The organism is Nannocystis sp. RBIL2 (assembly GCF_026626745.1).
In the GTDB taxonomy this organism is placed as follows: domain Bacteria; phylum Myxococcota_A; class Polyangia; order Nannocystales; family Nannocystaceae; genus Nannocystis.
This window is the reverse complement of sequence record NZ_JAPNJW010000001.1, coordinates 2768281-2781031: the sequence shown is the minus strand read 5'-3', so window position 1 is coordinate 2781031 and position 12751 is coordinate 2768281. Positions and strand designations below refer to the sequence as shown.

Annotated in this window: 11 protein-coding genes; 7 read left to right on the top strand and 4 right to left on the bottom strand. The window is 69.1% G+C overall.

Translation table 11 applies throughout. The annotated features are described in order from the left end of the window. Positions 1-175 precede the first annotated feature (175 nt). On the top strand, positions 176-889 hold the full coding sequence (locus OV090_RS10770) for an outer membrane lipoprotein-sorting protein (protein WP_267703500.1): 714 nt from the start codon (positions 176-178) through the stop codon (positions 887-889). A gap of 85 nt (positions 890-974) precedes the next feature. Here the strand turns inward: OV090_RS10770 and OV090_RS10765 are convergent, their stop codons facing one another. Continuing rightward, a complete protein-coding gene (locus OV090_RS10765; RefSeq protein WP_267703499.1) occupies positions 975-1817 on the bottom strand; it encodes an HAD family acid phosphatase in 843 nt (280 codons plus the stop codon). 171 nt (positions 1818-1988) lie between these two features. Here OV090_RS10765 and OV090_RS10760 point away from each other — a divergent pair, with 171 nt between their 5' ends. Together OV090_RS10760 and OV090_RS10755 are read left to right on the top strand one after the other, a co-directional pair. Then, entirely contained in the window at positions 1989-2537 is a 549-nt protein-coding gene (locus OV090_RS10760) for a YaeQ family protein (RefSeq protein WP_267703498.1), read from the top strand. A gap of 490 nt (positions 2538-3027) precedes the next feature. Further along, complete coding sequence (locus OV090_RS10755) at positions 3028-4374, top strand: hypothetical protein (protein ID WP_267703497.1); 1347 nt, start codon at positions 3028-3030, stop codon at positions 4372-4374. 78 nt (positions 4375-4452) lie between these two features. Here OV090_RS10755 and OV090_RS10750 read toward each other — a convergent pair whose 3' ends face one another. Both OV090_RS10750 and OV090_RS10745 read right to left on the bottom strand, forming a co-directional pair. Further along, entirely contained in the window at positions 4453-5532 is a 1080-nt protein-coding gene (locus OV090_RS10750; RefSeq protein ID WP_267703496.1) for a two-component regulator propeller domain-containing protein, read from the bottom strand. A 224-nt stretch (positions 5533-5756) separates the two neighbouring features. Further along, a complete protein-coding gene (locus OV090_RS10745; RefSeq protein ID WP_267703495.1) occupies positions 5757-6314 on the bottom strand; it encodes a DUF4386 domain-containing protein in 558 nt (185 codons plus the stop codon). 333 nt (positions 6315-6647) lie between these two features. On the opposite strand from OV090_RS10745, the gene OV090_RS10740 reads away from it, so the two are divergent. Further along, on the top strand, positions 6648-7319 hold the full coding sequence (locus OV090_RS10740) for a TetR/AcrR family transcriptional regulator C-terminal domain-containing protein (RefSeq protein WP_276604602.1): 672 nt from the start codon (positions 6648-6650) through the stop codon (positions 7317-7319). Between the two features lie 39 nt (positions 7320-7358). Here OV090_RS10740 and OV090_RS10735 read toward each other — a convergent pair whose 3' ends face one another. Further along, on the bottom strand, positions 7359-8000 hold the full coding sequence (locus OV090_RS10735) for a hypothetical protein (protein WP_267703493.1): 642 nt from the start codon (positions 7998-8000) through the stop codon (positions 7359-7361). Between the two features lie 452 nt (positions 8001-8452). Between OV090_RS10735 and OV090_RS10730 the strand changes: the two genes are divergently transcribed. The 3 genes from OV090_RS10730 (at position 8453) to OV090_RS10720 (ending at position 11904) form a co-directional block, all read left to right on the top strand. Then, entirely contained in the window at positions 8453-8947 is a 495-nt protein-coding gene (locus tag OV090_RS10730; RefSeq protein ID WP_267703492.1) for a VOC family protein, read from the top strand. A 274-nt stretch (positions 8948-9221) separates the two neighbouring features. Next, positions 9222-10799 carry a hypothetical protein gene (locus OV090_RS10725; protein ID WP_267703491.1) on the top strand — a complete coding sequence of 526 codons (1578 nt, stop codon included), beginning with the start codon at positions 9222-9224 and terminating at the stop codon, positions 10797-10799. Between the two features lie 181 nt (positions 10800-10980). Beyond that, positions 10981-11904 (top strand): hypothetical protein, encoded by a 924-nt coding sequence (locus tag OV090_RS10720; RefSeq protein WP_267703490.1) that lies wholly within the window; start codon positions 10981-10983, stop codon positions 11902-11904. Positions 11905-12751 lie beyond the last annotated feature (847 nt).

Below are 12751 nucleotides of genomic sequence, written 5' to 3'. Positions count from 1 at the left end.
ACCGAGGATGGCGTCCGCAAGGGCGCGAAAAAAGTTCAAAGTCTTTTGGATCGCAACCCGACGGTCTTGGCTCTTCACCCTGGAGCGGCGCTCGATGGGTCGTGATTGTCATTCATCCATCCTGTCGCTGTTCGAGGTCCTTATGAAGATGCATCGTGCTGTCGTATTCGTCGCTGTGGCTGTCGCGGCTCTCGCCCATTCCACCTCCGCCGCCGCCGACCCGGCGGGCGACCAACTCCTCGCCGAGATGGACGCGGCGATGAACCGCGCCCAGACCCTCGTGTTCGACTTCGAGGTCTTGAATCAGGAGGCGGGCGCGCCCGAGCGGACGATGGCCATGAAGCTGTCGAGAAAGGGCAAGAAGCATCTCATCGAGTTCAGCGCCCCGGCCGACATGAAGGGCACCAAGGCCCTCGTGCTCTCTCCGACGGAGATGTACGTGTTCTTGCCCGCGTTCGGCAAGGTCCGCCGGATCGCCGGCACCGCGGCCGATCAGGGCTTCTTCGGCCTCGTCTACAGCCAAGACGACCTCACCACCACCGCCTACGGCCCGCGCTACACCGCCACCCGCACCGGCGAGGACGCTACGACCTGGAAGCTGGTGCTCACGCCGAAGGCCGGCATGGACACGCCGTACGCTCGCATCGAGATCGCCGTCAACAAAGAGCGCAAGCTCCCCGGGGAGCTCAAGTACTTCGATGCCCAGGGCAAGCAGCTCAAGGCCGAGACCCGCACCGGCTACTCCTGCGAGGGCAACGTGTGCTCACCCGCGGAGCTCAAGATGGTCGACAGCGTCAAGGGCGGCCAGACCCGGCTCGTGCGCAAGTCGTGGAAGGTCAACCCGGCGCTGCCCGACGACCGCTTCACCAAGCGAGCGCTCGAGAAGTGACCCCGGCGCCCCTGTCGTTCACCCACCCGTCCCCCTCGCGGTTCCTGGGGATGGCGCTGGCGAGTCGCGCGGCGCCGGGGGGCGCTCACTCGGCGGGGTCCAGCGATTGCAGGCGCAGCTCTTGCTTTTGCGCCTTCGTCTTGGTGCGGTCGTAATTGAAGAGGGCGTCGTCCCACGAGCCGTACATCGGGTTCGGGAGCACGAACCAGCGCGTACCCCACCAGGCGGCGTGATCGCGGACGAGCGCCGCGCGCTCGACCAGCGTCGGGTGGTCCTTGTCGACGAAGTCGAAGAGGTTGTCGCCGAACATCAGGACCACGCGGTGCTTCTTGGCGACCTCGGCGCGGCGCGGGCTCTTCTCCTTCCAGCCGCGATCGGGGTCGCGGAAGTAGAAGGTGTCGAGGTTGGCGGTGTCGGGGAAGCCGAGCCGCGCGAGGTTGTCGCGGGTCGGCTCGGCCTGCGGGACGTCGCGGTTCGACACGTAGAACACGCGCACGCCCTTGGCGGCGGCGGCGCTCAGGAACGCGGCGGCGCCCGGCACCCCGGTGGCCTTGCGCTCCTCGATCCACGCGTTCCAGGTGTCGGGGGCGAACTCGCCGCCGCTGGCGACGAGCCGCGCCTGGTAGGCGCTGTTGTCGAGCACCGTCTCGTCGACGTCGACGATGATCGCCGGCGGTAAGGCCGAGAAGTCGCCCTGCTGCTCGACGGCGGCGGTCCAGGCAGTGTCGGCGAGCGCGCGCTCGAGCGCCGGGCCAGCGGCGCCGTAAGCCTGCAGCGCCGACGCCTCGTACTCGGCGCTGGTCTGCAGCCACGCGACCGCGAACAACATGTCGTTGGTAGCCCCGTCGGTGGCGGCCGGGGTGTGCTTGCAAGCCAGCGGCGCTGCGACCACGGCGAGGGCGACGGCGAGACGGCGAAGGGCGATCATGGGTGGCCGGAGAGTAGTGGGAATTTGCCGGCAAACCCACGTCATCGAGCGGGGGGCGAGGGGCCGCGGGCGTGAGCGGTGGCCCGAAGCGGCCCGGCGGGGCCCGCTCCGCAGCCCGCGCAGGCGCCCGCGGCCCGGCGTCTGGCCGCGTCCGTGGTATGACGCCGCGACATGGCCCTGACGGCGACGCTCTACCACCTGCAGATCAGCCTCTCGGACGTCGACCGCAACGTGTACGAGGAGCTCGACCTGCGGATCGCGCGGCACCCGTCGGAGAGCCTCCGCTTCATGCTGACGCGGACGATCGCCTACTGCCTCAGCCTCGCCGACGGCATCGCCTTCAGCAAGGACGGCATCGCCTCGACCGACGACCCGACGATCGCGGTGCGCGACCCGACCGGCGTGCTGCTCGAGTGGATCGACGTCGGCAGCCCGGCGACGGAGCGGCTTCACAAGGCGACCAAGGCGGCGCGCCAGGTGTCGCTGTTCACGTCGACGCCGCTGACGCAACTGCGGCGCGACGCGGCCAACCGGGCCATCCACAAGGCGGAGACGATCGCGGTGTGGCGGCTCGAGCCGGCGTTCCTCGACGCGCTCGAGGCGAAGATCGATCGCAAGGGCAAGCTCGAGCTGACGCGCAACGACGGGCAGCTCTACGTGACCGTCGGCGGCGAGACGCTGACGGGAGCGATCGTCCGCGAGTCGCTGATCGACGCGTGAGCGGACGCGGCCGTACGGCGTCATGGGCCTCGCGTCCCGGCGCGCCCCGATCGGCCCGACCGCCGGGGTGACCTTCACGGCGTCGCCGAGCCTGGCCCAGAGGGTCCGCATCGATGTCGCAGGAGGTGCGCCCGGTGCCGCGGTGCATGGGCGCTCCCTCGCGCACGCCCTGCTCGGGGTGCCGCACGAGCCCGCCTGGCGCCAGGGGCCTCGCGGTCCGTCCGGCAGCGGCGGTCGACCCGGGATCGAGGCGGTGCGCATCGAGGACGTCGGCTTCGTGTTCGCCCCATTGCCGTCGGGCGTCCGACTGCGCGCCGATCCACGACCAGCGGTGCCGCCCCGCCGTCGCCCCGCAAGTGACCCGTGCCTGTGATACACGTAGACGATTGACCGAACCGCGCGGCGGCGAACCCGGCCGACCGGCCGCCGCGTCCACACATTGCCGCTCTATCAGCCCGCGCCGGCCGCGATCGTCCGAGTCATGCCAAGTGTGTCGATACGTCTCCTCTCGTCAATCTCGCTACTCTCCCTCGCTTGCACCAATGACAGCGATCCGCTGGACTCCGCGGGCATCAATCCGGGGTTCATCAGCGGGGCGTGCATTCAAGGGCAGTGCTTCGACGGCCTCGTCTGCCAGGGGAACAACCTGTGCATGAGCCCCGGCGGTGGGTCCGGAGGCGACCCGAGCGGCGACCCGAGCGGCGATCCGACCGACGGCTCGACCAGCGACACGAGCGCGGGGCCGGGCGGTGATCCGTCCGGCGATCCGACCAGCGGACCGACGAGCGATCCGACCGTCACGGGCGGCCCGGGGCCGACGTCGGACAGCGACCCGACCACCGATCCGCCGATGACCACCGGCGAGCCGGGCAACTGCAAGAACCTCCAGCTGGACGCGCCGACGACCAACCTGATCTTCGTGCTCGACCGCAGCGGCTCGTTCTCCGTCGGCACCTGGGATCACGACGGCAACCCCGGGACCCCCGCGGTCAGCAAGTGGAGCAGCCTGCACAAGACCTTGACCGCGGTGATCGGCAAGTATCAGGCGCAGCACAAGCTCGGCCTGATGATGTTCCCGTCGAGCGCCGCGACGGCCGACTACAGCGAGGGGGCGTGCGTCACCAACGGCAGCCCCGAGGTCGCCCCGGCGTTGAATAGCGCGGCGGCGATCGGCGCCGCGCTGCCGGCGGCGAACGCGACGCTCAAGGGCGCGACGCCGATGGCCAGAGGCCTCGACGGTGCGCTCTCCTCCCTCGATTCGGCGCCGGCGAACGAAGCGCGGGCGATGGTGCTCATCGGCGACGGCTCGCCGAATTGTTCCGACAGCGCGCCCAACGTCGAGGGGCTGTTCGAGGTCCTCGACACGAGCGTCCACGCGATCGTCGGCGCCGCCTGGTCGAACGACCAGATCCCGACGGCCGTCGTCGGCGTCGGCCTGCTCGACTCCTACAGCCAGGCCCTGAAGGACGGCAACCCGGACAACACCAATCCGGTGGTCGAGTTCAACACGCTCGCCGAAGCAGGTGGGCGCCCGCGGGCCGGCGCGGCCAAGTTCTACGACGCCTCCGACGAGAGCGAGCTCGGCGCGTACCTCGACGAGGCGGTCCGCGTGACCCTCGGCTGCGAACTCATCCTCGACGACACGCCGGCCGATCCGACGGCGACCCGCGTGACGGTCGACGGCACGAACTACGCGTATTCGCCGAACCTGAATTGTTCGACCGGCGACGGCTGGGTGTACACCGACGGCAGCAATTCACGCGTCCGGCTGTGCGGGGCCGCCTGCGAGGGATTGCTTTCATCAGGGAGCGCGCAGGTCGACCTCGACTGCCCTTGAGGGTTGCCCTCGCCACGGCGGGCGATCAGGGCCCTGCTACCAGGGCCCGACTACCAGGGCCCGACTACCAGGGCCCGACTACCAGGGCCCATTTTGGCCGACATGGACGAAGGACTGCCCGTCGAAGCGGAAGAGCCCGCCGGAGAAGCCGGCCCAGAGCGTGCCGTTCTTGTCCTCCAGCAAGGCCTGCAGACCGAAATGCACGGTCAGGTCCGGCCGGTCCGTGTCCTTGAACAGGGTGAAGGTCCTGCCGTCGTAGCGGTACGCACCCACGTGCGAGGCGCCGATCCAGACGTTCCCTGCGCGGTCCTCGTAGAGGGTATAGATGTCGTTTTCGCTGAGGCCGGCCACGTCCGCGAACTTCGTGAAGGTCTTGCCGTCGTAATAGCAAACGCCGCCATCACCGGTCATGGCGGGTTGATAAGCCTGGACGCACGTGAACCACAGGCGGCCCTGCCGATCCTCGCGGATGGTCCAGACGGTATCGCTGCACAGGCCGTCCTTCTTGGTGAACTGCGTGAAGGTACTGCCATCATAACGGATCGCGCCGAGGCCGTCGGAGCCGAACCACAGGTTGCCCTTGCTGTCCTCCAACTGGAAGGTGATGCGGCCGGGCCGAATGCTGTAAGCGGCGGGCCGCTCCGCCCGGAACGGGATGGCGAACGGGGTCGACGAGGTGCCGTCGTGGCGAAGCACGCCGTCGTCGGTGCTCACCCACACGGTGCCGCTGCGATCCGTGCGGACACGGCCCTCGCCCGCGAAAAAGCGGGTGAAAGTCTTGCCGTCGTACTTGCACACTCCCGTGTGCCCGCCGAACCACAGGGCACCATCCTTGCCCTCGGCGATGCTGTGGATGGTATCCCCGCATAGACCGTCCCGTTCGGTGAAATAGGTGAGCGTGCGGCCGTCGTGACGGGCCACGCCTTTGCTCATGGTGCCGAACCACAGCTGGCCCTTGCTGTCCTCGAACACCTCCACCACGTACTCGGCGATCTGCGGCGATTCGAGCCCCGCGCCGCGGGGCGGTGCCTGCAGCCCTTCGCTCACCGGTGAAGCCTTCGCCGATGGAGCGGTCGCGCGCTGTCCACCGCAGGAAGCGAGGACCGTCGACACGAACAGCAGCAGGCGGATGCGCGTGAACGGGATGCGAGATCGCATGGGAGGGCGGGGGAAGAGCCCTGCATCGCCGCGACACAGAGGTCGGAAGGGGCGGGCGAGCAGGGCGACTTCGGGGCGGGCGTGGAAAGGCCTATCATCTTTCCGGAAGCCGCGCTTTCACTCGCGGAAGAACCTCGTTTCGCCGCCGCGTGCTGCCACGACGACGCGTGGGCCTCATCGGCCTGTCGCGGACGGTTCTCCCGTTCGCCGCGTGCGGTCGCCGTTCATGCGGGGGCCGACCGGGTGACGCCGGTGCGGAAGCCCTTGACGATCAGCCAGATGCCGAACGTGACCTCGAAGCCCGCGCCGGGCATCGCGGAGACGAGCCCGGCACCTGTCACGCCGGCGAGCTCCAGCAGGCACCCCGCGGCGAAGGAGGCGTAGCCGACGAGGCCCCAGAGCGCGAGGAAGCGGGGGGCCAAGCCCGAGCGGAGGAGCTCCAGACAGAACGCGAGGCTGCCGATGCCGAGTCCGGCCATCGCCACGTTGTAGGCGACGAAGTTGGTGGCGATCGCTGCGGGGCCGGTCATCGTCAGCAGAGCGACCGCCCCGGCGCCGAGGGCGAGGCCCTCGAAGATCCGGGTGCCCAGGTAGATCGAGGCGACGGACCTGCTGAAGCGGCCCACGATCGGGAACACCAGGACGCCGATGGTGATGACCATGAGGGAGTTGAGCAGCATGGAGCCCGTGCCGGCGAGGAGCAGGGCGGAGGAGCCACCCGGGCTCGTGTTGGCGACGGCGAGCGTGCTGCCGATGCCGTAGGTCAGGAACGCGCCCAGCATGAGGATTCCGACGACGCGTGCCGCGGTTCGCGACCGGTCTCTCGGTGGAGTGGGCAGGTCGAGCGGCCGGTGCGGGGTGTGGCCGGACGCTGCGGGGCTCGCGTGGAGCGGTTCGGCTCGGGCGCTGGAGGGCATGACTTCCTTCGATCGGCTGGGGAGACTCTTACGGTGTAAGGTCGCTGTGGCGCTGGTCTACCATACGGTGTAAGGTCCGTCAATGGATCGACGGGACCGGAGCCGGGAAGAGTGACGAGGACGAGATCGGGGCGGGCCGGTCGAGCGAAGGGCGCCTCGCGGACGCCGGTGACTCGCGAGCGAGCGCTGCAGACCGCGATGGTGCTCGCGGACAGCGGCGGAATCGAGTCGCTCAGCATGCGCAAGCTCGCGGGCGAGCTCGGGATCGAGGCCATGTCGCTCTATCACCACGTGAAGAGCAAAGAGGACATCCTCGACGGGATGGTCGACATCGTCTTCGGCGAGATGGAGCTCCCGTCGCCGGGAGAGGCGTGGAAGACGGCGATGCGGAGGCGCGCGGAGTCGACGCGCGCCGTCCTCGCCAGGCACCCGTGGGCGATAGCGATTCTGGACTCGCGCACCACGCCTGGCCCCGCGACGCTCCGGTACTCCGACACGGTGATCGGGTACCTGCGGGCCGCCGGGTTCTCGATCCCCATGGCGGCGCACGCTCTGTCGATCCTCGACAGCTACGTGCGGGGCTTCGCGATGCAGGAGGCCTCCCTGCCGCTCGACCCGTCCGGCAGCATCCAGGCAGCGACCGAGAGCATTCTGGAGCAGCAGCCCATGATGTCGAACGCATTCCCGCATCTCGGGGCGATGGCGGCCGAGCTGATCTTGAAGCCGGGGTACGCCTACGGGAACGAGTTCCAATTCGGGCTCGGGCTGATCCTCGACGGGCTGGAGCGCGCGCTCGCCACGGAGAACGGTCCGCAACGCGGTGATGCACCGGCGGAGGGCGGCGCCGGCTCGCAGTCCGCGGCCTCGTAGGAGTATGTCGCGAGCGTGAAGTCGTTGGCCCGCTCGAGTTCACCGGTGCGCTCGATCGCCTGACATCGACCTCGGCGTCGATCGTGGCCAACTTGCGCGCAGCCGGTTCAGCAGCGCGGCCACGTCCTCGCGGGCGTTCCCTGCGATGGCGACCGCCACACAGCCCAGCCTGGCCTCGAGGCTCACCAGGACACTCGTGCCCGCGAGCCGGAGGCACGTGACGCCCGCGAGGTCGGGTGGGAGGAGGCTCCCGCCGAGGTCACGGAGCTGCTGGACTACTTCAGACTTGATCGACGGCAGTCTCGGCTCGTCTCCGAAGATCAAGAGGCCGCTGCGCTCCGGCCAGGCGCTCAACTCGAAGGACGTCAAGACCTGCTCGGCCAGCAGCTCGCCGAGCGTCTGGCCGAGGTCGTGTCGGGCATCGGCCTCGTAGACGCCGTTGCTTCCCATCTCGACGAGGGCTGCATCCACTCCGTCGCCGCGGCTCAGGTCGAGGAAGAGCTCGAAGGGCGAGATGGCGCTCGGGTCGGGCTCGAAGCCGACGAGGAAGAACCGATCCCGTGGATAGGGGGCGGGTTCCTCCTCCGCCATCCACGCCCAGTGCTCTGCGAGAGGGTCGAGCCTGTGCTCGTACTGCCCGAGCGGGTTGAAGTCTCCGCTGCTGCGGCCCATCGTCCGCATCAGGTCGACGTAGATGCGAGGCAGCGTGAGGCCGAACCGCGCCTCCCAGCACGCGAGCTCGGCTCTCTCGACACCCTCCGCCGTCGCGAGGAAGCCGGGATGGCGAGCGCCGATGAGCGCGACCAGCGAAGGCCAGAGGTCCGTCATCGCCTCATCCTAACAGACGCGGCCCCGGTTCTCGCGGACGCGGTACCGCGCCACGATCCCGCGAAAAAGCCCTCGATACGCGTCCGCTGCGACCGTGACGGCCGAACGTCGTAAGCGCCCTACAATGGCGCTCATGGTGCTCGCTACGACCATCGGGCCAGGGCTCGCACATGCATCGGCATGGGCCATGATCATCCTCACGCCCCAGGCTGGGTTCATCGCCCCAAGCATGGACCGCTCGCCAGCCGATCGAGGCGATGCTCCGGCTCGAGACCTCGCGAACTGTTTTGTGGAGTGACCCGACCATGACCGCAGGAATCCATCACGTGGCGTTTGCATGCCGCGATGCCGAGGCAACGCATCGATTCTACTCGCAAGTGCTCGGCTTCCCCCTCGTGCATACCGAGCTCAGCCGATTCGGCCAGGGTTGGTTCCGCCACTTCTTTTACGATCTCGGCAACGACGCCTCGATCGCATTCTTCGAGCTTCACGGCGTCGGCGAACCCACGCCACCCAAGACCGCGATCTCCACCGACCTCGGGTACCCGATCTGGGTAAACCACGTCGCAGTCCGTGTCGACCGCGAGGCGCAGCAACGACTCGTGGCGAAGGTCCGTGACGCGCAGCTCGACGTCGTCTTGGAGCATGACCACGGCTGGTGTCATTCCGTGTACCTCCGCGATCCGAATGGCATCCTCGTCGAGCTCTGCGCGGACCACGAAGGTGGCATGCCAGTCGATCTCGCCGAGGCGGAGAGGCTCCGCACCGTGATCCCCGCGTGGCTCGCTTCGAGTCCGTGAGGGGTCCTCGTCGATCACACGTGTGCGCGCAGCGGCTCTGGTGAATCAGGAGCGCACATGAGGCCATGGAAGCAGACGTCGGAAGCGCAATGAGGTAAGAGGGTCGGGCGGTGGGGCGGCGGCAGCGGGGTTGCTGGACCGCACAGTGGCCAGGCCGAGGCGCGAGCACGACGAGCGGCGTGCGATGCGTGATGTGCGCAGGTGACAATGCGGTCGCGCACGCCTCGCAGCGGCGCCGGTTGATCTCGTCGGCGTCCGGTGCTGAAATCGTGTGATGCAGCCCGACATCGGCGAGCTCTGGCGAGCATACCGTGGCGATCCGCTCCGCCTGGACCTGCTGCGACGAGCCGAGGCCGAAGTCGTGGCGGGTATGGCGGCCGCCGGCGACGAGGAGCCTGTCGGGCAGCTGCTGCGACGGCTGCGCGAGGTGTTGGTGCTCGGCCACCTGCGTCGTGCGCTGCGCGAGCAGCCGCGAGGCTCTCACGACGCCGGGCCCGGCGACGCTGCGGGAGCGTTCGCCGGCGTGTTGCGAGCATGGGCCGAGCGGCTGCCGGAGTCGGAGCGACAAGGCCTGCTCCAGCGAGCGCCGTCCTTCGCCGACCTGCAGGCCGCGAGGTCCGGGACGTCCGAGCAGGAGCCTCGCAAGGACGAGCCGGCGGACGGCGAGCGCAGCCTCTACGAGGCGTTCCAGCTGCGCGATCGCGACGCGCGATGGACGGCCCTCAAGCGGCTGGCCGGGCCCGACGACGAGAGGCTTCGCTATCTCTACCGCCGCGTGCAGGGGACCGAGTTCGAGCTGCCCAACGAGATCCTCAGCTTCCCGGCCTCGGCCCTCGACCGCGAATTGTGGAGCGAGCGGATCCGGGCCGAGGAGGTCCACAGCGGGCATCTGCCCGGCGAATTGTTGCTGCGCTACGCGAAGCTGCTCGGCGAGCACGAGCGCAGCGCGGTGGTCGACCGCGGGCTGGACGCGATCGAGGCGGCCCACCCACCCCTGCCGCTGGAGACGTTCTACGGCCACGCGTCGGTGCTCGAGCCGGGGCAGGTCCGGAGAGCGGTCGCGTGGATCTTGCGGCAGGACGACCCGCGCGAGGAGCGGCTCGAGCTGGTGGGCGAGCTCGCCGGACGGCTGCTCGAGCTCGGCCATTGTGGGGAGGCCGTCGCCATGATTCATGGCATCGACGACGGCCCGGCCGGCGCCCGCGAGCTCGGCCGCATGTTCGCCCTGTCGGCGGCCCGGGGCGAGAGCGCGATAGGTCCCGTGGACGCGGCGCTCACGACGGACCCGAAGCGCCTCGTCTACGTGCAGGCGTTCGCGCGCGAGCTCGGCGGCTCCGAGGTGATCGTGCGGCCCGACGTCGCCGGTGAATTGCTGGCACGCATCGGCACGCTCAGCGACGAGGACTGCCGCGCCGCGGCGGTCGCGGCCGTGATCGGGGCGCTGCCGCGCGGTGTCTCGTTGATGCCGTGGCTCGCGGCGATCGACACCAGCACCCGGGGCGCGGCGCGGCGGCGCAGCCTGCTCGTGCTGCTCGAGTCCGCCAACCTCGACGGGCCGCAGGCCGCGACGCGCCTGCGCGAGGTGGTGGCGGAGCTCCTGGTCGATTCGTCGCTCGCGGCCGAGGAGCTCGCGGCGGCGTGCCTGGCCTCGCGCTGCCTGCCGGCCGACGAGCGTGCGCCCCTCTGGGCGCGCTGGCTGACCCGCCATCTCGACGAGTCCCAGGATGTGCTGGCGTCGCTCTCGAGCCCGCTCGGGGCCGTGTTCGTGGCCACGCTGGTGGAGCTGGGCGGCGAGTCGGCGCTGGTCCAGGGCTGCGATGTCCTGGTCGACGTCGCCACGACGCTCGCGTGATTCGCCTGCCGTCTGCGGCGGCGCCAGCGAGGGCAGGGGACCGGCGAGATCGACAGTCGCGGCGCGCGAGGCCGACCAGCGTCCCGTGCCCGTGTGAATGTGATATGGATGGTCGTCGGCATGCCGATCCACACGAACTGGTGACCGAACGGACCCAGGGCCCTCCCGCGCAGGTGCCGACATGAAGCTCTACATCCGCACGCAGGAGCCGGGGGACCGGCGCGACCACGTCCAGTTCGACCACTGCTTCGAGGTCGACTCCCAGGACGAGTGGAGGGCCAGGATCGAGGCCGTCGGCGACAAGATCATCACATCGGTGCTGAAACCGAGCGGGTTCCGGATCCCTCTCGTGGGGCCCCACCTCTACAAGCGGTCGCATCCGCACGAGCGACATTACACCTACGATCTCGCCATCCACGAGAGCTACCGCGCCGCCGCCGAGAAGCTCGCGCGCGCAGTCGAGACCGCGATCGCGGGCAGCCGACGCTGTCTGGTCTATCTGCCCCTCCGCGGGGCGCTGCCGATCTGGCGCGCGGTGAAGCGGTACCTCCGCGAGATCCCCGCCGGGCGGCTGGTCGAGTACCACGCGGCGACGTCGAGCTTCGTGATGTACCCGGACGCGCTCGAGATCCGCGGAAAGGGCTGCGGTCGGGCCAGCGGTCGCTACGCCAACATCCTCGAGCTCCGCCGGCTGCGCGACTGGTGCATCGGCCCGATGGGCTTCGACCACCTCCTGTACGTCGACGAGATCGTATCCGGCGGAATGCTGCGCGGACACGTGAACGAGATGATCGAGCTGGGCGTGACGGCGATGCTCCCGGTCACCGTCGCGGCGCTCGCGGACGCGTTCGGCACCCGCTCGAAGGCCAACGGTCATCTGAACCGGCTCGCCGCCCAGCGCACGATCCACGCGTTCGTCTGGGAGGGCTGCCATACGCTGGTCTCCGAGGACCAGAAGTTTACGCTCGGGACGCACTACGTCGATCACGAGTTCGGCCCTCACGTCGTGCCGGTGTTGACGGACACGCTGGAATGGTTCGACGAGAAGGTGCGATTCGACCGCGACGTGGTCGGCGCGGTCGAGGCGTTCGACCCCGTCGAGTGACCGGCACCAGTCCCGCGTCGGTGCTCCCTCCATGACTTGTTCATGAGTCGTGTGCGACGAACCACATCGTGACGGCGCGGCCGGGCCCGGACTACACATGCGCGGCATGGTCGGCGAGCGTGATGGCGTGGAAGACGTGGCGGCGAGACGCTGCTGAGCGTCCTCGTGCTGGCGGGTCTGCTTCCAGAAGGCGAGAGCGAGCTCGCGGACGTGGCTCTTGAGGATGGCAGGACGCAGAGGAGTCGAGCTCTCGGCCTGAAGTCGAGCCGTACGGTCTCGCCGGACTCGGTCACCTCAACCAGAACGAATCCGAGACCAGCAGCGTGAACCTACCGCGCCTCGGCATCGTCATCGTCCATCCTCGAACCTTCGAGATGCCTGATAGCGCCCAAGGCCGAACTCGTCACGACGCGGTTCGTCGCACGCTTAGTGCGCCGGGATAAACCGGCAGAGAGGAGAAGATGCGAGAGCTTCACGTCGAAGGAGTAGCGACCCACGACGACCCCGAGTCCTGCGTCGGCATCCGCGAGGGTGAAGGCAAAGCATGGGACAGGGGCACGTGCGGGCCGGGTATTGAGCCGCGAAATCAGGTACTCCAGGGCGCCGACGTCGTTAAGCGAGGCGGAAGGCAACACGTATCGAGCCGTAAACGCGAGGCTCGGTGCGGCCCTGCGCGGTCGAAGACCCCGTGCACGCACGGAACCTCTCTGCGCGAGAACCGGGAGATCTCCGGGACGCCCGCCGCGATGGCGTCGCAAAGGGACGTGTCGGGAAGGCCATGAGCCGCAAGCCGACAATGCACGGCCCGGAGAAGTCAGACGGGCTCGTAGTACCGACGAAGTCGCTG